Below are 23190 nucleotides of genomic sequence, written 5' to 3'. Positions count from 1 at the left end.
CCTCGCATCATTGCGAAGCTGAGCGTGCGATCAGTCACAATGCTGAAGTTATCAGACAGATTAGCACTGTGGTGTTTCGTTGGCAATATAGAGATTTTGCCAATATTTCGTATTGACTCCAGAATGAGAGAGAGCTAACATTGCTGCAAGTTGTCTGACAACTTGCTAGTTAGACATCTGGACTCACAGCCCCTCGTTATTCGACGATGAAATTTCAGGAAGGCACTCATCATGAGTACGTCCCCCGCACAGGTGCTTCCGAAAAAGCCCTGGTATCAATACCTGACCAAAGAAGATCGCAAGGCCTTCTTCGCCGCATGGATCGGCGTGCTGCTGGACGGCTACGACTTCGTTCTGATCTCCTTTGCGCTCCCCGCGATCAAGGAAGCGTTCAGTCTGACGCTGGTCCAGAGCGCATCCCTGATTTCGGCCGCCTTCATCAGCCGCTGGATCGGTGGCCTCGTGCTCGGAGCTATTGGCGATCGCTACGGACGTAAGCCTGCGATGGTCCTGTCGATCTTCATGTTCGCCTTCGGCTCTATCGCCTGCGCTCTCGCTCCTAACTTCTGGATTCTCTTCATCCTGCGCCTCGTCATCGGCTTTGCAATGGCCGGCGAATACTCGGCATCTGCTGCCTATGTCATCGAGTCGTGGCCCAAGCACATGCGCAACAAGGCGTCGGGTTTCCTGCTCTCCGGCTACGCCTTTGGTGTTATCGCCGCTGCTCAGGTCGACAAGTACTTCGTGACCTGGGTCGATTCGGTTCACCCCGGTTGGGGCTGGCGAGCCCTCTTCCTCACGGGCATCGTCCCGATCGTCGTCGCCATCTACATGCGGCGCACCCTGCCCGAGGCTGCGGACTGGAGTGAGGCCAAAGAGAAGGGTGATGGTGAGAAGAACGATATGCTCGCCGTGCTCTTCGGTGGGCAGCGCAAGATCCTCAACTATGCCGTCGTTGTGATCGCCTTCGTCGGTCTAATGGTGATCTTCACTCAGCAGGTGGGTGGCATTGTTGCGGTCAGCCTGATCGGTGTCGTGTGCGCGATCGTCTTCATCTACCTGATCATCCAGTTCGACTCGAATCGCTGGATCATCGGCATCGCGATCATGCTGACGATCTTCGCTTCCTTCATGTACACCTGGCCGATCCAGGGCCTTCTGCCGACCTACCTGCACGGTGTTGGTATGGACCAGAAGGTCGTCGCGAACGTCGTGTCCTTCGCCGGCCTCGGCAACGCTGTGGGCTACATCATCGCCGGATTCGCGGGCGACAAGTTCGGCATGCGTCGCTGGTACGCCATCTCCCTGCTGCTGTCGCAGATCATCGTCTTCCCGCTGTTCACGCAGGATGGGAAGTACGTTGCTCTCGTTGCCGGTCTGCTCTTCTTCCAGCAGATGTTCGGCCAGGGTGTTTCGGGCCTGCTGCCCAAGTGGGTGTCCTCCTACTTCCCGGTCGACAAGCGCGCTGCCGGCCTCGGCTTCTGCTACAACGTCGGTGCCCTCGGCGGCGCGGTCGGCCCCGTCCTGGGGGCTGCGATCGCCGATCAGCTCGGCCTCGGTATGGCCCTCGCGATTCTGTCCTTCGGATTCGCTGCGATCGTCATGGTCTCCATCGGCGCGAACATTCCGCGTCTGCTGCAGAGGATGGTGGGACCGGAGTATGTTCGTCCTGAAGATGGAAACGACGAAATCATCGCAGAAGGATGACCACCATGACACTTCCTTTCGTTATCGGCGCGTACGCGTCGCATCCGGCACCGGAGCTGGAGGCAGACTACTACCGACTCCTCGCGGATCAGCCGTGGGTGAGTGGCGTCGAGATCCCCTACCCGGGGCAGCTCGCCACCCAGGGCGACGTGCTGGCTGGCCACCTGGCCGCCCACTGGGACTTCAACACGATCACCGCGATTCCCGGCACCATGCAGAACGTGTGGAAGAACGAGAACTTCGGCCTGGCCTCGCCCGACGAGGCCGGACGCGCCGCCGCTCTTGACTTCACCCGCGCGCTGCGCGATGACCTCGCCGCCCTGTGTGAGCGAGCGGGACGCCAGCTGGTCGCCCGCGTGCAGCTGCACTCGGCGCCCACGCGCCTGGCGCAGGCGGACGCCTTCAAGCGTTCGCTCGCCGAGGTGGCCACCTGGGACTGGTGCGGGGCCACGCTCGTCATTGAGCACTGCGACAAGTACATCCCCGAGCAGAACCCCGAAAAGGGCTTCCTCTCCCTCGAATCCGAGATCGACATCGTCTCCGAGGCGGGCATCGGCATCCACCTCAACTGGGGCCGCTCCGCCGTGGAGGGCCGCAGTGCGGACACCGCCTACGAGCACGTGCTCGAGGCTGGCAAGCGCGGCGTCCTGGACGGCATCATCTTCTCGGGCGCAGGCCCGGAGGAAACCCAGTACGGCTACTCCTGGATCGACGGCCACCTGCCCGCGCAGGCCGACGAGCCGACCTCGCTCATGGACGAGGCCGAGATCGCTCGCTGTGCACGGGCCGCCGTCGAGGGCGGAGTCAACTACCTCGGCGCGAAGGTCTGCGTCCCCAAGGATGCGTCCCTCGAGCAGCGTCTGGCCATGCTGACCAACATCTACCGGGCCTGCGGCATCGGCGAGTAACGGCATCGTCGCCGGGCGCGGCATCCGCATCGTGCGGGAGGCGCTCGGCGCGAAGCAACAATAGACGGGAGGGGCGGATGCCATGGGGTATCCGCCCCTCCCGCTGCGCTGTCACGGTGTGCGCCTGGCGACCGATGAACGCCACACCGGGCGCGTCGGGATCGTCGCGATCGGGGTGCCGTCCGGGGCCTCCTCGTCGATGGAGGCCTGCGGGTGAATGTCGGTCATGGGGGAGCGCCCCTCGATCACGTTGATGATCGAGGAGACGGCGGCCTCGGTCATGTCCTTGAGGGGCCACTCGACCGTCGTGAGGCCGAGAGCGGAGGCGCTGCGGTGGTCCTGGTTGCCGAAGCCGAGGATCGACAGGTCGCCGGGCACGGACAGATCCAGGTCTGCGGCAGCCTGGAAGACGCCGGGGGCCTGCGAGTCGTCGGCCAGGGCGATGAGCGAGATTGACGGGTCTTCGTCGAGGAGGCGCAGCGCGGCCTGGTAGGCCGTGGTGGGTTCCCAGTCGGGCAGCGAGTACATCGTGAACCTCGTGCCAAACATCCGCGCGATCGGGTTCTGGCGCGCGTGATTCGTGTTCGGGCCAGCCAAGAACACCGCCCGCCCGCTGCCCGTACCGGTCGACGGATCCACGAGTGCGCAGTCAGAGAGAACGTCGCGCACGCCGGCACCCTCGTCGATGCGAATGAGGGAGGATTCCGATCCGGTCGGGTTGGCCTCGATCATCGACATGGCGACGACGGGGATGCCGAGGTTGGCGAGCAGGCGCGAGGTAAAGGCCTCAGCCGACGTGGTCTCGCGGATGATGCCGGCCAGCTGGGTGTCACCCAGGACCCCGCGGATAACCTCGGCGTCCGATGCTCCGTCGCCGGACTGGAAGAGGGGGAGGAGCAGGTAGCCGTGGCGCTGAATGTCGATCATCGCGGTCGTGAGGACCGTGTGGACAACGGGCACGAAGGGGTCGTCCGGCAGCTCGGCCATGAGGAGAGCAATGAGGTGGGACTTGCCGCGGCGCAGCGACCGAGCGGCTGCGTTGGGGATGTAGTTGAGTTTGCGTGCGGCCTGCTTGACGCGATCGATGGTGGCGGGCGCGATCTTCACGTCCCGGCCTCGTCCGTTGAGGACGAGCGAGACGGTCGACGGTGCGACGCCTGCCGCGCGGGCGACATCGGCCCGGGTTGCGCGCTCCATGCTAGGCTCCCAATCCTCGGTTGTGTTTCGTTGAAACACAAGAACTATAACGTGTTAGTCTTATCTCTGACGATCGGAGTTTCGACGACGACATCCGAAAGGCACATAGACGTGATATCGATACTACCTTCCTATGCTCCCGGCGCGGGCGCGCTTGTGCCTCCGCGCGCGCACCTCGCTGACGACTGCGGGGTTCTCACCCTCGATGGCATGTGGAGCTTCGCCTATCACAGTACCGACCCCGCGCCCTTCGTCAACGTCGAGCAGCCCTGGGATGAGCCCGCTCCCGTCGGCGACGTGTCCGCGATTGACGTGCCCAGTCACTGGGTCCTGCGCGGTGAGGGCGCCTGGGGCCACCCCGCCTATACCAACGTCGACTTCCCCTTCCCGGTCGACCCGCCGTTCCCGCCCGACGACAACCCCGTCGGCGACTACCGCCGCACCTTCGAACTCCCCGCCGACTGGCAGGGCGGCCACATTCGCCTGCGTTTTGACGGCGTTGAAAGTCAGGCCACCGTGTGGGTGAACGGCACGTGGATCGGCATGGGCCGCGGTTCGCGCCTCGCCCACGAGTTCGACGTGACCGAGGCCGTGCACTCCGGCGTCAATACGATCACCGTGCGCGTGCACCAGTTCAGCCCCGGTTCCTACCTCGAGGATCAGGATCAGTGGTGGCTGCCCGGCATCTTCCGCTCGGTGAGTCTGCGTCGCCTCGCTCCCGGAGCGATCGAAGACCTGTGGGTCGACACTGACTATGAGGCCGGGGTGGGTTATGTGACCATCGAAGCCCGGGTGCTCGGTGCCCAGGAGGCGCATCTGTCCGGGCATCTCAGCATCGATGGCCTCTGGTCGTTCGCCTGCTCGCTCGAACGCGGCGAGGATGGCCGCTACCGCAGCGGCCGCATCGAAGTGGGCAGCGTGCGCCCGTGGAGCGCGCAGGACCCCGCCCTCTACGAGGCGCGCGTCAGCGTCCAGGGCTCGGAACGCCTCGACGCGGGTGAGCGCTGCCTGCGCATCGGCTTCCGTCGCGTGTACATCGAGGGCGGCGTCCTCATGGCCAACGGTGAGCCCCTGACCCTCAACGGCGTCAACCGCCACGAGGTGCGCGCCGCCGAGGGACGCGTGTTTGACGAGGCCTGGGCGCGCGAGGACCTCGCCCTCATGAAGTCCATGGGAATCAACGCGATCCGTACCTCCCACTACCCGCCCCACCCCCGCGTGCTCGACCTGGCGGATGAGATCGGCCTGTGGGTCATGCTCGAAGGCGACATTGAAACGCATGGTTTCGAGGGCGTGGGGGAGTGGATCGATAATCCCTCCGACGACCCGCGCTGGGCTGATGCCTACATGGATCGCACGGTCCGCGCGTTCGAGCGCGACAAGAACCATCCCTCGATCATGAGCTGGAGCCTCGGCAACGAGTCCGGCACCGGCGCGAACCTGGTCGCCTGCGCGCGCTGGGTCCATGAGCGCACGGGTTCCCGGGCGATCGTTCACTACGAGGGTGACCATGCCCTCGAATACACGGATATCTACTCGCGTATGTACCCGACCCTGGAGGAGGTTGCCGCCGTCCTCGACGAGAGCGATCCCCACGCCGAGGTTGCCGTCCCCACGCACGTCGCCGCGCGGGTTGACGACGCCGCGCGCGAGCGCATCCGCCGCGCCCCCTACATCATGTGCGAATACCTGCACGCGATGGGAACAGGCCCCGGAAATGCCGCCGCCTACGCCGCGCAGATGGACCACCCCCGCCATGCCGGCGGCTTCGTGTGGGAATGGCGCGACCACGCCCTCTGGCGCACCCTGCCCGACGGGCGACGAGCCCTGTCCTACGGCGGCGACTTCGGTGAAGAGGTCCACGACGGCAGCTTCGTGTGCGACGGCCTGATCGATGCCCTCTCGCGCCCCTACGCCGGCACCTGGTCGTGGGTTCAGGCGATGGCCCCAGACGCTCCGGCCCTCGCGAAGGCTGTCGAGTCCTCGCGCGGACATGGCCCGGATGAGGCCCGACTGCGCGCGCTCCTCGGCACCCCCGTCGCGGTCGTCCGCTCGGACGATGATGTGGCAGCCCCCTATGCGCTCGATGCGCGCGGGCGCCTCGCGCGGATCGGCACCATGCCCGTGAGCGTCGACCTCAGCGTCTTTAGGGCCCCCACCGACAACGACCGTGGGCGCGGCCCGGTCGACTACTGGGGGATTGACGAGGACGACCTCGGCCCCCTTGGGGTCGGCCGCGGCGAGCATGGAACCTCGCACGCAGCCCGATGGGAGCAGGCTCGCCTGCACCTGCTGCGCCGACGCCTCGTCGCCATTGAGGAGGATGGCGCCTGCCAGCGCGTCATCGAGCGCTGGGCCCCGCCTGTCGCGCAGTTTGGCGTCACCCTCACCTGGGAATATCGGCCAGTGCTGCTGGGGGAGACCCCTGCCCTGTCGGTGTCTGCCCGTGTCGCGCCCTACGGGGCCTGGCCCGAGCGCGTCCCGCGCCTCGGCGTGCGCATCGAGATGCCCGGTTCGCAGTGGGAAGCCTCGTGGCTCGGCGACACCCTTATCGGATACTCCGACATGTGCGTGAGTGGCGCTCGCGGATATGGGCACGCCCCCGTCCGCGAGCTCTGGGATGTGAGTGTGCGCCCTCAGGAAGGCGGGCAGCGCCTCGACCTCGAAGCACTCCGTCTGCATGGAGAGGCGGGTGACGTCCTCGTCGTGCCGACGTCGTCCCTGGGCTGGAGTGCCTCGCCTTGGAGTGAGCGTGAACTGGCCGAGGCCTCGCACTGGGAGGACCTGCCTGACAGTGAGCGTACCTTCCTCTGGCTGGACGCCTTCCAGGATGGGATTGGCACACGTTCGTGCGGTCCTGACTCTCGGCCCGAGTTCGCCGGTTATATGCGCGACACTGACCTGACATTCGTAATTGCCCAGGTTGGGGGTGATGAAGCCCCAAACTGTTATGTTGCAGCTTGGTAACGATGCACAAAGTTGTTGGCAAATGATGCGCGAAGCGTCACAGGACGCTATGATTCAGACATCAACTAACACGAGATAGTTAGTGACTCGATCCCATCGATCGACCAACAAAAACGGACCAATGGAGGTTTCGCATGTTGAAGAAGAAGATGGCCGCAGGCGTTGTCGCCCTCGCCATGTTCAGCACCCTCGGCCTGGCCGCCTGCAACCCTGGTGGCTCCAGCTCCGACAGCTCGCGCGGCGGTTCGGCCGCCGCCGGTTCCATCCCTCAGCCCGACGTCGCCTGTGACATCCCCGAGGGCAACCTTGACAACTCGAAGATCGACACCTCGAAGGTCGAAGGCGAGATCACGTTCCAGACCCAGGGTCTGCAGAACGACTTCGGCGACTTCTTCAAGGCCAAGATCAAGGAGTTCGAGGACGCCAACCCCGGCGTCAAGATCAACTGGACTGACCAGGGCGGCGGCGCCGAGTTCGACCAGACCGTGACCGCTCAGGCCTCGAACTGCAAGATGGCGGACGTTATCAACGTTCCTTCCTCCACCATCCTCGCCCTGTCCAAGTCCAACCTCCTCATGGACTACGACGTCAAGGCCCCCGGCATCGGCGACAAGTTCGTAAAGTCCATTTGGGACTCCACCGCCCTGGGCGCCAACGATCACCACACGGCTCTGCCCTGGTACTTCGGCCCCTACATCACCACCTACAACAAGGAGGTCTTCAAGCGCGCTGGTCTCGACGAGAACATGCCGCCCAAGACCATGGATGAGCTGTTCAAGGCTGCCGCGAAGGTCGGAGCTGACGGACAGGGTGATTACGGCCTCTACGGCTCGCCCGAGTGGTACATGGTTGCTCAGCTGCACGGCATGGGCGTCAACCTGCTGAACGCTGACAAGACCGCCTTCGACTTCGCCGACAACGAGGCCGCTATCAACTACGTCACCAAGCTCTCCGAGCTCTACGCCTCTGGCGCCATCCCGAAGGACTCCCTGACCGGCGAGCCTGACCCGGGCAAGGCCTACACCGACGGCAACCTCGCCTTCGGTACGCCCAATGCCTCGTTCCTCAAGTCCGTCAAGAACAACAACGAGACGGTCTACCAGAACACCGGCGTCGGCCCGTTCCCGACCAACCCCGGCATCAAGCCCGTCTTCGAAGGCCAGTACATCGGCGTCTCCGTCACCACGCAGAACGCTCCCCTGGCCATGAAGTTCGCCGAGTGGATCACCAACGCTGAGAACGAGTACGCCTGGACGCACGACGGCGGCGCCATCATCTTCCCGGCCGCCACCGAGGCCCTCGACAAGCTCGTCAACAACCCGCCGGAGATCGCCGACGACCCGGTCTTCAAGGCCGCCTACGAGGAAGCCGCTAAGGCTGCCAAGGAGGCCGAGGCCTACACCGACGTCTTCTACGCGACCGGCGCCGTGAAGGACGCCCTCATCGAGAACGTCAACAAGGCTATCCGCGGCGAGGTCGATCCCAAGACCGCCCTCAAGACCGCTCAGGATCAGATGAACGAGAAGCTCAAGGCTCTCGAAGACTGATTGACCGCTCGGGGGCCGAGGCTTGGCCTCGGCCCCCGACGCATTCCTCGCCCAGCGTCGGGCCGACGGCTCACGACCCAGCGCACCCCTGAAAAAGGACTATGGTATGCCGATACGTAAGAGTGCGCAGACGCGCTCCCTCAATGGCGCCGCCCGATTCCGCCCGGGCTGGGTTCCCTGGCTGTGGGTGACCCTCCCGGTCCTCGCGGTCATCTCCTTCTACATCTACCCCTTCATCACGACCGTCTACGTGTCGTTCACGAAGACCAAGCCGGTGGGTAAAGTCGGCTCCTTCGTCGGCCTGAAGAACTACTACTCCGTCCTTGGTGATCCGGAGTTCTGGCAGTCGCTGACGAACTCACTCGTCTACGCGGTCTGCGTCGTCCCGCTCATGGTGCTTCTGCCCCTGTTGCTGGCCCTCCTCGTCAAGTCACACGTGCCCGGGATTGGTTTCTTCCGCGCCCTGTATTACCTGCCTGCCATTTCCTCTCTGGTCGTCATCTCGCTGGCCTGGCGTTACCTCCTGGATCAGCGAGGTCCGGTCAACAATATGCTGGCTTCGTGGGGTGTCGATCCCATTCCCTTCCTGTCCAACCAGTGGCTGATTCTCTTCTGCGCGATGATCATCACCCTGTGGCAGGGCCTGCCCTACTACATGATCCTGTACTTGTCCGCCCTCGCAAACGTCGACAAGTCCCTGTACGAGGCCGCCGAACTCGACGGTGCGGGTCCGATCCGTCGCTTCCTGACCGTTACCGTTCCTGGCGTGAAGGTGATGATGTTCCTCGTCGCCACACTGACGACAATCGGCTGCTTGAAGATCTTCACCGAGGTTTACCTCCTGGGTGGGGCCGCCTCGCCCACAAAGACACTCACGATGTACATCCGAGACCGAATCGTTGACCCGACCTTCGGGTCCCTGGGGCAGGGAGACGCCGCGTCGGTGTGTCTGTTCCTCATCACCTTCGGCTTCATCATCGCTTCGCAGAGCCTGCAGAGGAAGGCTGAAGACTCATGAGCACCGCACCCCAGACCGCACCCGCAAGCGCGAGCGAGCGCTTCGCCAGCTGGCGCAAGGATCGCCGCCTCGAGCGCCAGAGCCGCAACGTTGCGTCGCGTCAGATGCGCGGCGGTGCCCTTGTCGCCCGCTATGTTCTCCTCGTCGTTGTCGCGATCGTACTGGTCGGCCCGCTCGTCCTTCCCCTGATGGCCGCCTTTAAGGCGCCCGGCGAATCGGTCTTTGGTCAGGGGGCAACGATCCTGCCGCAGACCTGGTCGCTCGACTCGTTCGTCGTCCTGTTTGAACGCACGAATATCCTCGGGTCTATCCGAAACTCGGCTATCATCGCCGCGCTGACGGTGACCTCCAACGTCGTTCTTTCGTGCATTGGCGGCTACATGCTGTCGAGGCGCGGGTGGACCGGCCGCAACATCATGTACTTCGTGGTCCTGTCCGCCATGATCTTCCCCTTCGAGTCGATCATGCTCTCGCTGTTCAAGATGATGGTGAATCTGGACCTGTACAACACGCTCCCCGGCGTGTGGATGGTGGCCATGATCGGGCCGTTCCAGATCCTCATGATGCGCGCCGCGTTCATGGGTATCCCCGATGAGATCGAGGATGCGGCCCTGATCGACGGCGCGGGTGAGCTGCGCCGCTTCTGGTCGATCTTCCTACCCCAGGTGCGCGGCACGCTCACCGTCGTCGGCCTGACCTCCTTCATCGGGGCCTGGTCCGACTTCATCTTCCCGCTGCTCATGCTGCCCGACCCAAACAAGCAGACGCTGATGCTGACGCTGACGGCCATCCAGAACTCGCCCCAGGGTGTCACCTACCAGCTCGTGCTGGCGGGCGCTGTCGTGGCGATGATCCCCGTCGTGCTGGTCTTCGCTTTCAGCCAGAAGTTCTTCTTCCGCGGCATCGAAGATGGCGGTCTGAAGTTCTGATCCTCATCCCCGCGGGTGCCCCTCGCACCCGCGGGGATCTTCTCTACCTAAAAGGAGGTTGTTTCACAAAAAACTAATACGTGTTAGGTATTGTGGATCTGAGGCCGTCTAACGGCCGATCCCAGCCACCACCCCCATACTGACGAAGGAGTTAAACTCATGGGGAATAGACCCATCATCGGTGCACTCGGAGCCCCGATTCTTGCGGCCACCATGCTTGGCCTCGCACCCGCCGCGGCCGTCGCCGCCACCGAAACCCCGTATCACCCGTCCGTCCTGTGGGCGACCTCCGAAGAGAAGGTCGGCGAAAGCGCACCCAACGGCACGATCGCAGCCCTCGTCGACGACGACACGACCCGTACCGACGCGACCAAGACCTTCTGGACCACCAAGTGGAAGGGCGGCCTCGACGAATACCCCCACGCCCTCGCCGTCCAGAACCCCACGCCCGGCACCCAGGTGTGCGGCCTCGGCCTGACCCCGCGCCCCACCTACGATTCGACCCTGGGCAACGACCAGTTCCCCGGCGAGTACCGCGTCTTCGCCTTCGACGAGGACCCCGGTAACCCGGCCGCCGAAGCCTCCTTCGCCGACTGGAAGACCAACGTCGCTGCGGGCAGGTGGGAAGGCGGCACCGAGGTCAAGCACGGAAGTGACCTTCAGTTCGGGAACAAGGAACAGTACGTCACCTTCCCAGCGACCACGAAGCGAGTCTTCGCTCTGACCGGCCTGCGCTCGCTAGCCCCCGGCAAGAAGGACATGGCGCTGTCCGACATCAAGCTCCTGCCCTGCGACGCCGACGGTAACGCCATCACCTCCTACGGCAACGAGGACACCGGCGGTAACCACGAAGCAGCACGACCCGTCGTACCTCACCCCGATGCCCCCGAGCAGGGATCGGGCGCATCCGACCTCGTCGTTGACTTCGTCATCGACCAGCTGCCCTACGGTGAGCCCGGTAAACCCGTTGACTTTGCCCCCGGCACCCACACCTACACGGCCACCGGCTACTACCACGCGAAGACCGTCTCGGCCCGTATCCGTGCGGTCGACGGTGCCACCGTCACCATCAACGGCGCGACCCCTGACGCCGACGGACGCGTGTCCAACCTTGACCTCACCACGGGCCTGAACGTTATCACCGCCACCGTGGCCAAGGACGGCAAGGAAGCCACCTACGTCGTTAACATCACCAAGGTTGACACCGACTTCCGCGGCAACGTGATGATCCCCGCGACCGCTCAGGCGAATGGCGGAACCGAGGCCGACAACGCGGCCCTCACTGACCTCGACCCGACAACGACGTGGACCTCCGATCCGCTCGTTCGTGCGAATGAATGGTCGAGCAGCGTCACCGGCATCGAGCTGCATCTGGGCGAGGCCCGCTACGTGCACCGCGTCAACGGATGGGGCACCCCGATCCTGCCCGCGGGCGTCCAGGGATGGCACGGCGGCAACTCCGTGGCCATCGCGGTCCAGGAGGCCGACGGCGGCGAATGGAAGACCATCGTCACCCACGGCTCGCTCACGCGCGACGCGCGCGGCCTGTGGTACTGGGACTTCAACAGCTACCACCTCGCCAAGAACATCCGCATCTGGATGAACGACGAGACCGAACCTCAGACCCCCCGCAACATCGCCACCGGTGTGACCTTCAACGACGTTGAGGTGTGGGGCCTGCCCGCCGGCAAGACCCCCGTGGCTCCCGTTGTCGACAACTCCATGTACGAGCGCTACTCCGGCTTCAATCCCGGTGACGGCAAGTGGGGCGTCAACCGTGCCCAGGCCCTCGCGCTGCAGTACGGCGTCATGATGCCCGCGTGGGTTCCCTCCGAGGGCTACGGCCGTGGCGGCTTCGATGCCAACGAGCGCGACCTCACGGGTGGCGCGTTCCCGATGTTCTACGACCTGCCCATGTTCAACACCGCCATGATGGAGTCCCTGGGTAAGGGTGCGCCGTGGGCCCTCGCCAAGGCCCCCACCGGCAAGAACAGCATGTGCAACGCTGGCGAGCCGCGCGACTTCATGAACGAATACATGAAGCCCTACGCCTCCACGCTCGTCGACATCCAGTACGGCGATGAGGGCGGCTTCAACCGCAGCGAGTCCGAGTGCTTCAAGAACTGGTTCTCCTGGTCCAAGGAGAATATCCCCGGCGCCGTCGTCCACGCGAACTCCTGGGACGACCCGTCCTGGTACCGCGACGCCAATCTGAGCTACTACGTCGAGAACGCCAAGCCCGACCTGCTCAGCTGGGACAAGTACTACTGGGGCGCCAACGGCGGCCCGGCCCCGAGCAACGTCGTCATGAACCTGCTCAACACCAACACCTGGAAGAAACAGCGCGAATACGGCCTCAAGGGCCTCACCGGTGACGGCTCCAGCCCGATCCTGTACGGCCAGTACCTGGACTACAACTGGGATGCGAACGTGTCCGCCTCTGAGAAGTCGATCGTTCCCTCCCTGGGCCTGGCGACCGGCCAGAAGTGGTTCGGTCTGTTCCGCATGGAGTACAACGGCTACGACCGCTCCTCGATCATCGACCACGACGGCGCGCCCACGCGTTCGTTCTACGAGTTCTCCAACATCTTCGGCAACGTCACCTACATCGGTAACTACACGAAGGCCATGAACTCCACGTTCGTCGCCTACAAGCCCGGCCAGTACGCGGCTCGTGGCGCGATCCCCTCGCTGAGCGGCTACAAGTACGGTGACTTCGCCTCCGGCGACGAGGCCAAGGCCGCCAACGAGTCCGTCGGCCTGGTTGACATGTCGGTGACCAACGTCGGCTCCGTCAACGACGGCCTGCCCGGCGATGTCGTCGTCGGCTACTTCGAGCAGCTGAAGGGCCTGGAGACCGCCAAGTCCGCCGAGATCTTCGGCGACTCCACGACGGCCCCCAAGGGCTTCATGGTCGTCAACGCTCTGACGGGCCAGACCCGCTACCCGTCCTACCTCCTCGACCCGCGAACCGACAATGGTTCGCTGGCCGAGACCGCTCAGGACATCACCCTGACCGTCAAGAAGCCGGCTGCGAACGCACACCTGATGCTCGTCAACCCGGCCGACAAGACGACGCAGGAAGTCGAACTCGGCGAGGGCGAGACCTCGCAGGTTGTGCTCCATGCTGTTGGTGGCGGCGACTCGCGCTTCCTGTACTGGGTGACGATCGAGGATCCGACCCCCACCCCGGACCCGCAGCCCACCCCGGACCCGACACCGGCTCCCGAACCGACTGTCGATCCGACCCCGGCTCCTGAGCCGACCGTGGACCCGACCCCGGCTCCGACCCCGGATCCTGCGCCCCAGCCTCGCACCGGTCAGTGGAAGTCCGGCTACTTCGGCTGGTGGTACAGCTACTCTGACGGCACCTACGCCGCCAACGAAACCCTGGTCATCGACGGACAGACGTACCGCTTCGATGCGCGTGGCTACATGAAGACGGGCTGGGTCTACGAGGGCGGACACTGGTACTACCACGCCTCCAGCGGTGCCCAGCAGACCGGCTGGGTCATGGACCGCGGTAACTGGTACTACCTCGACCCGTCGAACGGCGTGATGGCGACCGGCTGGGCCCAGATCGATGGATCCTGGTTCTATCTGTCGCCCTCCGGAGCGATGCGAACCGGATGGGTGAAGGACGGCGGTGCCTGGTACTACCTGTCGCCCTCCGGCTCGATGGCCACGGGCTGGCAGCACCTGGATGGCTCCTGGTACCACCTGGGCGCCAACGGTGCGATGACCACCGGTTGGCTCAAGGATGGACCCTCGTGGTTCTACCTGCACGGCAATGGCTCGATGGCCACCGGTTGGGAACTGATCGGATGGACCTGGTACCACTTCGCGCCCTCGGGCGCGTGGATTGAGTAGTTAGCTCCACACAGGACGAGGCCGTGGCCGGGTTTTCCGGCTGCGGCCTCGTTCGCGTGCGAAAAGGTTCATTCCTTGCGGATGGAGAGCGACTCGACGCGGTGGTCGGGGCCCTTGCGGAAGATGAGGGTCGCGCGCTCGCGGGTGGGACGAATATTCTCGCGAAGGTTCGGCAGGTTGATCGCGTTCCACACGACGTGCGCGGTCGATGCGGCCTCGGCGTCGGTCAGGGAGGCGTAGGTCTTGAAATAGGAATCCTCGCGAGAAAACGCGGTCGCCCGCAGCTTGAGGAAACGGTCCACGTACCACTGCTCAATCTGTTTCTCGTCGGCGTCGACGTAGATCGAGAAGTCGAAGTAGTCCGAAACGGCCACCGACACAGAACCGGGGGCGGAGCGCGGCGGCTGGAGCACGTTGAGGCCCTCGACGATGAGGATGTCAGGGCGGTCCACGTCGACGTAGGCGTCGGGCACGATGTCGTAGGTGACGTGGGAGTACACCGGCGCCTTCGCGTGCGGGTTGCCCGCCTTGACCGAAGCCAGGAACGAGATGAGGGCCGAGCGGTCGTAGGACTCGGGGAAACCCTTGCGGGCGATGAGGGAACGTTCCTGCAGGATCCGGTTCGGATAGAGGAAGCCGTCGGTCGTCACCAGGTCCACGCGCGGGGTCGAATCCCAGCGGGAGAGCAGCAGCTGGAGGAGGCGCGCGACCGTCGACTTGCCGACGGCGACAGAGCCGGCGATGCCGATAACGAAGGGGGTCGAGTGGCCTTCGGGCTCGCCCAGGAAGGCGTGCCGCTCGGCGGCGGTGCGCCGACGCCCGTCGATGTAGAGCTGCAGCAGCGCGCTCAGGGGACGGTAAATCGTGTCGACCTCGGTCATGTCGATGGGGTCGCCCAGCGACGCGATGCGGTCAATGTCCTCCTGCGTGAGCGGCAGGGGAGTGCGATCGGCGAGGCGGTCCCACTCGCGGCGATCGAAGCGCGCGTAGGGGTTGGGTGCGTTGCGCGCGGGGGCAGGGTTGTGCTCGTCAGACGAGACGCTTGACGAGGCCGGGAATGGGATGGGCGAGGGGCTCTCGGTGATGCTCACGATCCCATTGTGCCCCATATGTTTGTGGTCGTGCGCACTTCGTTCACCACGTGAAGCGACACACGTTACTGGCCGATGGAGGGGGTGGGTGTGCTGCAATGGATGCTATGTGCGGAATTGTTGGACATATTGCATGCAAGGCGTCCCAGCGTAGTCGCGAGGTTGTCCTCGGCGGCCTGGCGCGCCTCGAATATCGCGGGTACGACTCGGCGGGCATCGCCCTGGCGTCCCCGGGTCACCTCGACGTTCGCCGCGCGCTCGGCAAGCTCATCAACCTCTCCGAGGACCTCGACGCGCAGCCTCCGGCCGATGCCTTTGCGGGCATTGGACACACCCGCTGGGCGACCCACGGTCGCCCCACGGTCGCGAACGCCCACCCCCATTCCAGCCCGGATGGACGTTTCTCTCTCGTTCACAACGGCATCATCGAGAACGCGGACGCCCTGCGCGCCGCCCTCATCGCCGACGGCGAGACTTTCGCCTCGGAGACCGACACCGAGGTGGTCGTCCACCTGCTGGCCCGCGCCTACGACCAGGCTAATCCGGCCTCGTACCAAGGGGCGGTCGCCGGACTGACCGGAGCGGACGAGGAGGTGGCGCGCCGACTGGTCGTCGCCTTGCGCGCTGTCACCGAGCAGCTGCACGGCACCTTCACCCTGCTGGTGCTGAGCACGCAGTCCCCGAACGTCATCGTCGCGGCACGCCGCTCCTCCCCGCTGGTCATTGGCCTGGGGGACGGGGAGAACTTCCTGGGCTCCGACGTCCTGGCCTTCGTCGAGCACACGAACCGCGCCGTCGAGGTCGGCCAGGACGAGGTCGTGGTTGTCTCCGCGACCGGCGTGACCGTCATCGACCCCGCGGGTAACCCCGTCGAGCGCGAGGCGTACGAGGTCGACTTCTCCTCCGACCGCGCCACCAAGAACGGGTGGCCGACCTTCATGGAGAAGGAGATCCACGAGCAGCCCGACGCCGTGGGCGCCACCCTGGCCGACCGCATCGACTCCCACGGCCATCTGGCCCTGGACGAGGTGCGCATCCCCGAGCACGTCCTGCGCTCCGTCAACAAGGTCATCATGATCGGCTGCGGCACCGCGTCCTACGCCGGACAGGTCGCCCGCTACGCGATCGAGCACTGGTGCCGTATCCCCGTTGAGGTCGAGCTCTCCAGCGAGTTCCGATACCGCGACCCGGTCGTCGACGAGAAGACCCTGGTCGTCGCCATCTCCCAGAGCGGCGAGACCATGGACACGATCCAGGCGATCCGCCACGCCCGCGAGCAGGGCGCGAAGGTCGTCGCCATCGTCAACACGCCCGGCTCGACGATCTCGCGCGAGTCCGACGCGGTGATCCTCACGCACGCGGGCCCCGAGATCGCGGTCGCCTCCACCAAGGCGTTCACCGCGCAGGTCACCGCCTGCTACATCCTGGGCCTGTACCTGGCGCAGGTGCGCGGCAACAAGTACGCCGATGAGATCGCCGACTACATGGACAAGCTCGGCGCCATCCCCGACGCGATCACGCGTGTCCTCGACGGCGGCGAGAGCGTGCGTCAGTTCGCTCGTACTATGCAGGACGCGACGTCGGTGATCTACCTGGGACGCCACGTCGGGTTCCCTGTCGCCCTCGAGGGCGCGCTCAAGCTCAAGGAAATCTGCTACATCCACGCGGAGGGCTTCGCCGCCGGCGAGCTCAAGCACGGTCCCATCGCGCTCGTGGACGATGGCCAGCCGGTCATCGTCATCGTGCCGACCCCGCGCCGCCCAGAGCTGCACGGCAAGGTCCTGGCCAACATCGCCGAGGTCCGCGCCCGCGGTGCCCGCACGATCATCATCGCCGAGGAGGGGGACGCGAGCGTCGACGAGTTCGCCGAGGTCGTCTTCCGCGTGCCCGCCGTGCCGACCCTGTACGCGCCGCTCCTGACGGTCGTGCCGCTGCAGATCTTCGCCTGCGAGCTTGCCGCTGTGAAGGGCCTCGACGTCGACCAGCCGCGTAACCTCGCCAAGTCCGTGACCGTGGAGTGATCCACCGGCGCGGGGCTGGTGCCTCCCGAGCGTTCACGGGCCTCGTTCCCTATCTGGGACGAGGCCCGTGCTGTCTTTGCGCGACTGCTTCGTCGTCGCTCAAGCGGCCACCCCAGGCGCGCGCGGTGTGAAACAATATGGCGCATGTTCACGATTGATCGAGCCGCCCTGTCCTTCGCCGACGCGCGGGAACTGGAGACAAAGTGCGTTGACCAGGCGGTTTCCGAGGGCGATCCGGACCGCTACATGCTCGACGTCGCGGGCGAGGTCGCGGCCGCGGTCGTTCGCCATGCGGACCTGCCCGTGAGCTGGAATGGCGAGGACAGTGAACCCGGCGTGGATGCGGAGGAACGCGGCGACGCTGAAGGGGTCGACCGGATCGCTAGCCGTGTTACAGCCTTCGTTGGAGGCGGAGACAACGGTGGGGATGCCCTCTACGCCTGCGCGATCCTCGCGCGCGGAGGAATCGGAGCGACCGCCTACCTCCTCAAGAAGCGCTGCCACCGCCGCGCCCTCGCCGCCGCCCAGGAAGCGGGCGTGCGCATCATCGACCTCGGCGGCCAGTCGCTGCGCTCCATCGAAAACACCCCCGCATGGTCCGAGGTCTTTCTCGCGCACGCCTGGATCGACGGCATCGTGGGCACCGGTTCCCACGGCCCGCTCACGGGCGTGCTCGCGGAATCCGTGGAGCTCCTCAACAGGCTTTCCGCCATCAAGCCTCGCCCCGTTATTGCGATCGATGTGCCCTCTGGTCTGACCGACGACGACGGCGCGATTACGGGCCCGATCCTGCGCGCTACCCACACCCTCGCGGTCGGCACCTACAAGCGCGCGCAGGTCCTGCCTCCCGCCGTCGAGTTCACCGGGGACATCAGCCTCGTGACGATGGACTGGGATAGCAACGGGACGGGTCGCACCCAAGGTGATGACGGAATGATTGGCGCGGATGACCTCTACGTCGTCGACGAGGCCTTCTCCGCCCGCGAGGTCGTCCCCGTCCCCGCTTTCTCCGACGACAAGTACGCGCGCGGCGTCGTCGGCCTTGTCGCCGGATCCGACACCTACCCGGGAGCTGGCCTCCTCGCGACGCGCGGCGCACTGGCCGCGGGCGTGGGCATGGTGCGCCTGAACTCGACCCGGCGCGTCCAGGACCTCGTGCTCGCAGACCAGCCCGGCGTCGTCACCGTCGGCGGGCGCATCCAGTCCGCCCTCATCGGCCCCGGCCTCGACGAGGATCGTCGCGAGGATGCGCTCGAACTCGCGCAATTCTGCGGTCAATCGGGCATGCCCCTCGTCATCGACGCGTGGGCCCTCGACCTTGTCCCCGAGCTGGCGAGTTCCATCAAGCCCGACGCCACCGTCCTCACCCCGCACTACGGCGAGGCCGCGCGCCTTCTGGGGCGCCTCGGCGCTCCGGTGACGCGGGCCGAGGTCGCCGCCGCGCCTCTGCGCTACGCCCGCGCGCTCCACGAGGCGACGGGCTGCCACGTGATCCTCAAGGGGCCCGTCACGATCGTGTACTCCGTCGAATACGTCGATACGGAGGTGCAGGAGGCCTTCCAGCGTGCGCTCAACGCCGCGGAGGTATGGCCCGACGTGGACGCGCTGCCGCAGGGCCGCCTCGTGCGCTCCTACACCCCGACTGTCGGCCAGGTGACGACCTCCTGGGCGGGTGTCGCAGGCAACGGGGATGTGCTCGCCGGATTCCTCGCTGGCGTGCTCGCCCGACCGGTCGATGAAGGGGACGCCGTGGCGGGTCCCGATGGGCAGCCCCAGCGCGTCACCCCGGGACGCCTGACGGCGGCGGTGAGCGTTCACGGGCGAGCCGCCCAGGTGGCCGCAGAGGCTGCCGGTGGATTTGCTCCCATTCAGGCCTCCGACATCGCGGCCGCGATCGGGCAGGTCCTGTCGCAGCCCACGCGGTGACACTCTGGTCGCCATGATCGCGACGCCAACGAACGCGGGGCGGGCGGCGCGCGCCGTGAGATACTAGAGGTGTGATTTCCACAGACGAACGAGTCGAAGGACGGGACTACCCGTCATCCGCGGCCGTCGACCTGGCCGCGATCCGTCACAACCTGGGCGTCCTGCGCGCAGCCGCCCCCGGCGCGCTCCAGCTCGCGACCGTCAAGGCGAACGCCTACGGGCACGGCCTCCTCCCAGTCGCCCGCGCTGCCCTGGACGGTGGCGCCGACTGGCTGGGTGTTGCCCAGCTGGCCGAGGCCTTCACGCTGCGCCGTGGCCTCGACGAGGCCGCGGTCGCCCGAGCCGACGCGCCCATCCTCGCGTGGATCTCCACGTCGTCCTCGGATTTCGCGGCTGCGATCGAGGCCGACATCGACCTGTCCGTCTCGTGGACGTGGGTCCTCGCCGACATCTGCGCCGCAGCCCGAGAGGCCGGCCGCCCGGCTCGCGTCCACGTCAAGATCGACACCGGCATGTCCCGCGCGGGCTCCACGCTCGCCGACCTGCCCGCCCTGGCCTCGGCCCTGCGCATGGCCGCCGACGACGGCCTCGTCGATGTCGTTGGCGCCTGGAGCCACATGTCCCGCGCCGACGACCCCAGCGAGGCAGGAAACGCCTCGACCGCGAGCCACGTGCGTATCTTCGAGGAGGGGCTCGCGATCCTCGCCGACGCGGGCGTCACTCCGCGCATCCGACACCTGTCCGCCACGTCGGGCATCCTGTGGCACCGCGAAGCTCACTACGACATGGTTCGCGCCGGCATTGGCCTGTACGGGCTGAGCCCCGACCCGGCGGTGGCCACGTCCGAGCAACTCGGCCTCACCCCCGCCCTCGAGCTAAGCGCGCCCCTGACCTCCGTCAAGGTCATCGAAGAGGGGACCCCGGCCTCGTACGGTGGAACCTGGGTCGCGCCCACGCGCCGCTGGATCGGCCTCGTCCCCCTTGGCTACGGCGACGGCATCCTGCGCGCCGCCTCCAACCAAGCGCGCGTCGTCGTCCACACCGCCTTCGGCCCCTTTAACGCGCCCCTCATCGGACGCGTGTGCATGGACCAGTTCATGGTCGACCTCGGGCCAGCCGAGGGAAGCCCCGGAACGCCGACCGCGCGCTCCGGGCAGGCCCCCGCCATCCCCGGCGACATCGCCACCCTCTTCGGCTCCGGGATCAGCGGCGAGGCCTTGGCCGACGACTGGGCGCAGGCAGCCGATACCATCAACTACGAAATCGTCACCCACCTGGGCGCACACATCCCCCGCATCTACCGGGATGGCGCCGACGCGACCTTCGGGAGCAACTCATGACCCAGCCCATCGCCTCCTACGAGGTGTCGACGCGCGACGCCGACCAGACGCGCGCGTTCGGCGAAGACCTTGGTCGCATCCTCGCCGCCGGAGACCTTCTCATGCTCTCCGGGGGCCTCGGTGCGGGCAAGACCACCCTCACCCAGGGCATCGGCGTCGGCATGGGCGTGCGCGGGCGCGTCGCATCTCCGACGTTCATCGTCGCTCGCGTACACCCCTCACTGAGCGGCGGCCCCGACCTTATCCACGCGGACGCCTACCGCATCACCGACCTGAACGACCTCGAGACCCTCGACCTCGACTCCTCCCTCGACGAGGCCGTCACCGTCGTCGAATGGGGCGAAGGCAAGACCGAGGCCATGAGCGACGAACGCCTCTCCATCGAGGTGCGCCGGGCCTCGGGCGGCGAGGCCGCCCACGACGGGGACGTCATCGACCTGGAGAATATGGATGACGGCACACGCGTCATCGTCCTGCACGCCCACGGGCACCGCTGGGACGGCGTCCTTGACGGCGTCGTCGCCGCCCACGGCGGAACCCGCATCGACGAGGCAGACACCGACGAGTAGGATCACACCGTGCGAGAGATAGCCCTAGACACCCAAGCAGCCACCACCGTCGCCATCATCGACGACGGCTGCGTTCTCGGCCGCGCCCAGAACGACTCTGGACGTCACCACGCCGAATCCATCACCCCGCTCGTGCGCGAGGCGCTCGCGGCAGCAGGCCTGCCCGCGCAGCTCGCGGACGCCGGCATTGATCGAGTCCTCGTGGGCACCGGCCCCGCCCCCTTCACCGGGCTGCGCGCCGGCCTCGTCTCCGCGCGCGTCCTCGCCTCGGTCGCCGGCGCGCCCGCTTACGGCGTGTCCGCCCTCGACGTCATCGCCCGTCAGGGCCTCGACCGCCTGCCTCCCGACACCCGCGTCTACGCGATCGCCGACGCACGCCGCCGCGAACTCTACTGGGGCTCGTACGTGGCCGCCGGGCCCGACGACGTCACCCTCGAGGGACGCCTCGAGGTGGGGGACGTTTCTGCACTGCTGGGCGCCATGCGGACGGCCCCCGGCCTCGTCGTCGCGGGAGCACCGATCCCCGCGCACAGCGCCGATGCGCTCGCGCACGTGGACCTCGGACCCCAGGTGAGCCTCGATCCCGCCGTCATGAGCCGCATCGTCGCCACGCGCCTGTCGCGCGGCGAAGACGATCGCCTGCGCACCGACCCCCTGTACCTGCGCCGCCCCGACATTCAGGGCCAGCCCACTGCGCGCCTGTGAACGCCACGCTGCGCGTCGCGGGGCCGGGCGACCTCGAACTCTTCGCCGCCCTCGAGGCCGAGGTGTTCGCCGAGGACCCCTGGACCCCCTACATGATCGCCGAGGAACTCTCGTCCCCGGCTTCGCGCTATTTGATCGCCACGGATGAGTCCGGCGATGTCGCCGGATACGGCGGAGTCAAGGTCGGTGGAGACCAGGCCGACGTCATGACCATCGGCGTGCGCGCCCATGCGCGGGGGCGAGGCATCGGCTCGGCCATCCTGGATGCCCTCCTGGAGTGGTCGCGCGAGGCTGGAGCGCGCGAGGTCTTCCTCGACGTGCGCCCCTCCAATAAGGGGGCCATCGGCTTGTACGAGTCCCGAGGTTTCGTTGAAATCGGGCGTCGTCCGGGCTACTTTCGTAACCCCGTCGAAGAGGCCGTCGAGATGAGGGCGCCCCTGATCTGAGGCGATGCGACAACCGCCACTAAATAGGTATGGTTGGTGTATCAAAATTCGTGTCTGTTTACCCCCGTTTGCAGGGTCGATGGTCCTAGGTGTTATCCTCGCGATAGCGGCTCAAGCTGCCCGAGATTACCGCGGAAAATGGCCGAAAATGACACCGTGTCGAGATCCTTCGCGGGCGGCCTCGTGCCATGGTCCTACGAAGCGGAGGAAAAGCGTCGATATGCTCATGGCATGGCCACTCAAAATGTCGCAACGAAGAAGCGCCGCGCGTGGACCACCAGCGTCTTTATTAAGCAGCTGATGGCCGTCTCGGGCTTCGTTTTCGTTTTCTTCTTGCTGTTCCACTCCTACGGCAACCTCAAGATGTTCCTGGGCGCGGAGGTCTACAACGACTACGCGCACTGGCTGCATGAAGAGGCTTTCGTGCCGATCTTCCCGCACGGCGGATTCATCTGGGTATTCCGCGCCGCCATGGTGCTGATGCTCATCATCCACCTGTGGGCCGCCGCCTACACCTGGAAGCGTTCGCGTCGCGCTCGCTCCACCCGCTACGTCGTCAAGAAGTCCGTCTCGGACTCCTACGCGGCTCGCACGATGCGTATGAGCGGTGTTCTCATTCTGCTGATCCTGATCTTCCACATCGCTCACTTCACCACCGTGAGCCTGCCTGCGAAGGTCGCGAACTTCGGCGCTGACGTCACCACGCCCTACGCCCGTATGGTTGCTTCCTTCCAGTCGCCGGTCCTGGTGATCCTCTACGCCGTGTTCGTCGGCTGCGCCTGCATCCACGTCTCCCACGGCTTCTGGTCCATGTTCCAGTCGCTCGGGTGGGTGCGTAACGCGACCCGCAAGCCGCTGGTTCTCCTCTCGGGCCTGGTCGGTCTGGTCATCTTCGTGATGTTCATGGCCCCGCCCGTCGCCATCGTCACCGGCTTGATCCACTGAGGAA

The 23190-nt window shown here is 65.9% G+C and carries 16 protein-coding genes; 14 read left to right on the top strand and 2 right to left on the bottom strand.

Annotated features, from left to right (window positions below; genetic code table 11):
* The first annotated feature begins 231 nt into the window (after positions 1-231).
* A complete protein-coding gene (locus ACTODO_RS01395) occupies positions 232-1707 on the top strand; it encodes an MFS transporter (RefSeq protein ID WP_003790540.1) in 1476 nt (491 codons plus the stop codon).
* Positions 1708-1712: 5 nt separating this feature from the next.
* A complete protein-coding gene (locus ACTODO_RS01390; RefSeq protein WP_034512555.1) occupies positions 1713-2615 on the top strand; it encodes a DUF4862 family protein in 903 nt (300 codons plus the stop codon).
* 111 nt (positions 2616-2726) lie between these two features.
* Here the strand turns inward: ACTODO_RS01390 and ACTODO_RS01385 are convergent, their stop codons facing one another.
* A complete protein-coding gene (locus ACTODO_RS01385; protein ID WP_003790535.1) occupies positions 2727-3812 on the bottom strand; it encodes a LacI family DNA-binding transcriptional regulator in 1086 nt (361 codons plus the stop codon).
* A gap of 111 nt (positions 3813-3923) precedes the next feature.
* Between ACTODO_RS01385 and ACTODO_RS01380 the strand changes: the two genes are divergently transcribed.
* The 5 genes from ACTODO_RS01380 (at position 3924) to ACTODO_RS01360 (ending at position 14143) form a co-directional block, all read left to right on the top strand.
* Entirely contained in the window at positions 3924-6779 is a 2856-nt protein-coding gene (locus ACTODO_RS01380; protein ID WP_034511793.1) for a glycoside hydrolase family 2 TIM barrel-domain containing protein, read from the top strand.
* 134 nt (positions 6780-6913) lie between these two features.
* Positions 6914-8326, top strand: coding sequence for an extracellular solute-binding protein (locus tag ACTODO_RS01375; protein WP_003790529.1), 1413 nt, complete (start codon positions 6914-6916; stop codon positions 8324-8326).
* A gap of 106 nt (positions 8327-8432) precedes the next feature.
* Positions 8433-9344: a carbohydrate ABC transporter permease gene (locus ACTODO_RS01370; RefSeq protein ID WP_003790528.1), complete on the top strand. Its 912-nt coding sequence runs from the start codon at positions 8433-8435 to the stop codon at positions 9342-9344.
* A complete protein-coding gene (locus ACTODO_RS01365) occupies positions 9341-10273 on the top strand; it encodes a carbohydrate ABC transporter permease (protein WP_003790526.1) in 933 nt (310 codons plus the stop codon). The genes ACTODO_RS01370 and ACTODO_RS01365 overlap by 4 nt, the downstream gene beginning before the upstream one ends.
* Before the next feature lie 159 nt (positions 10274-10432).
* Complete coding sequence (locus ACTODO_RS01360; protein WP_003790523.1) at positions 10433-14143, top strand: cadherin-like beta sandwich domain-containing protein; 3711 nt, start codon at positions 10433-10435, stop codon at positions 14141-14143.
* A 68-nt stretch (positions 14144-14211) separates the two neighbouring features.
* Here the strand turns inward: ACTODO_RS01360 and coaA are convergent, their stop codons facing one another.
* Positions 14212-15252, bottom strand: coding sequence for a type I pantothenate kinase (gene coaA / locus ACTODO_RS01355; protein WP_003790521.1), 1041 nt, complete (start codon positions 15250-15252; stop codon positions 14212-14214).
* Positions 15253-15341: 89 nt separating this feature from the next.
* Here coaA and glmS point away from each other — a divergent pair, with 89 nt between their 5' ends.
* The 7 genes from glmS to ACTODO_RS01320 all read left to right on the top strand — a co-directional run bounded on the left by glmS (position 15342) and on the right by ACTODO_RS01320 (position 23186).
* A complete protein-coding gene (gene glmS, locus ACTODO_RS01350) occupies positions 15342-17255 on the top strand; it encodes a glutamine--fructose-6-phosphate transaminase (isomerizing) (RefSeq protein ID WP_034512552.1) in 1914 nt (637 codons plus the stop codon).
* A 144-nt stretch (positions 17256-17399) separates the two neighbouring features.
* Positions 17400-19181: a bifunctional ADP-dependent NAD(P)H-hydrate dehydratase/NAD(P)H-hydrate epimerase gene (locus tag ACTODO_RS01345; protein ID WP_003790517.1), complete on the top strand. Its 1782-nt coding sequence runs from the start codon at positions 17400-17402 to the stop codon at positions 19179-19181.
* Between the two features lie 71 nt (positions 19182-19252).
* Positions 19253-20521: an alanine racemase gene (gene alr / locus ACTODO_RS01340; protein ID WP_003790514.1), complete on the top strand. Its 1269-nt coding sequence runs from the start codon at positions 19253-19255 to the stop codon at positions 20519-20521.
* Positions 20518-21090, top strand: a complete 573-nt coding sequence (gene tsaE / locus ACTODO_RS01335) for a tRNA (adenosine(37)-N6)-threonylcarbamoyltransferase complex ATPase subunit type 1 TsaE (RefSeq protein WP_003790512.1) — start codon at positions 20518-20520, stop codon at positions 21088-21090. Before alr ends, tsaE begins: the two co-directional genes overlap by 4 nt.
* A 9-nt stretch (positions 21091-21099) precedes the next feature.
* The gene (gene tsaB, locus ACTODO_RS01330) at positions 21100-21795 is read left to right on the top strand and encodes a tRNA (adenosine(37)-N6)-threonylcarbamoyltransferase complex dimerization subunit type 1 TsaB (protein ID WP_003790510.1); all 696 of its coding nucleotides are present in this window, start codon (positions 21100-21102) and stop codon (positions 21793-21795) included.
* Positions 21792-22241, top strand: coding sequence for a ribosomal protein S18-alanine N-acetyltransferase (gene rimI, locus ACTODO_RS01325; RefSeq protein WP_003790508.1), 450 nt, complete (start codon positions 21792-21794; stop codon positions 22239-22241). Before tsaB ends, rimI begins: the two co-directional genes overlap by 4 nt.
* Before the next feature lie 231 nt (positions 22242-22472).
* Positions 22473-23186, top strand: a complete 714-nt coding sequence (locus ACTODO_RS01320; RefSeq protein ID WP_034466371.1) for a succinate dehydrogenase cytochrome b subunit — start codon at positions 22473-22475, stop codon at positions 23184-23186.
* Positions 23187-23190: the final 4 nt, after the last annotated feature.

Origin of the sequence: Schaalia dentiphila ATCC 17982 (assembly GCF_000154225.1) — a bacterium.
Lineage (GTDB): Bacteria > Actinomycetota > Actinomycetes > Actinomycetales > Actinomycetaceae > Pauljensenia > Pauljensenia dentiphila.
Note: the sequence above shows the minus strand (reverse complement) of the source record. Positions and strands in the feature narration are given on the sequence as shown.

Bases quoted from the DNA above. Each gene is read 5' to 3' on its own strand.
- ACTODO_RS01395 (WP_003790540.1), top strand. From the start codon at position 232: ATGAGTACGTCCCCCGCACAGGTGCTTCCGAAAAAGCCCTGGTATCAA.
- ACTODO_RS01390 (WP_034512555.1), top strand. From the start codon at position 1,713: ATGACACTTCCTTTCGTTATCGGCGCGTACGCGTCGCATCCGGCACCG.
- ACTODO_RS01385 (WP_003790535.1), bottom strand. From the start codon at position 3,812: ATGGAGCGCGCAACCCGGGCCGATGTCGCCCGCGCGGCAGGCGTCGCA.
- ACTODO_RS01375 (WP_003790529.1), top strand. From the start codon at position 6,914: ATGTTGAAGAAGAAGATGGCCGCAGGCGTTGTCGCCCTCGCCATGTTC.
- ACTODO_RS01370 (WP_003790528.1), top strand. From the start codon at position 8,433: ATGCCGATACGTAAGAGTGCGCAGACGCGCTCCCTCAATGGCGCCGCC.
- ACTODO_RS01365 (WP_003790526.1), top strand. From the start codon at position 9,341: ATGAGCACCGCACCCCAGACCGCACCCGCAAGCGCGAGCGAGCGCTTC.
- ACTODO_RS01360 (WP_003790523.1), top strand. From the start codon at position 10,433: ATGGGGAATAGACCCATCATCGGTGCACTCGGAGCCCCGATTCTTGCG.
- coaA (WP_003790521.1), bottom strand. From the start codon at position 15,252: ATGGGGCACAATGGGATCGTGAGCATCACCGAGAGCCCCTCGCCCATC.
- glmS (WP_034512552.1), top strand. From the start codon at position 15,342: ATGTGCGGAATTGTTGGACATATTGCATGCAAGGCGTCCCAGCGTAGT.
- ACTODO_RS01345 (WP_003790517.1), top strand. From the start codon at position 17,400: ATGTTCACGATTGATCGAGCCGCCCTGTCCTTCGCCGACGCGCGGGAA.
- tsaE (WP_003790512.1), top strand. From the start codon at position 20,518: ATGACCCAGCCCATCGCCTCCTACGAGGTGTCGACGCGCGACGCCGAC.
- ACTODO_RS01320 (WP_034466371.1), top strand. From the start codon at position 22,473: ATGGCCACTCAAAATGTCGCAACGAAGAAGCGCCGCGCGTGGACCACC.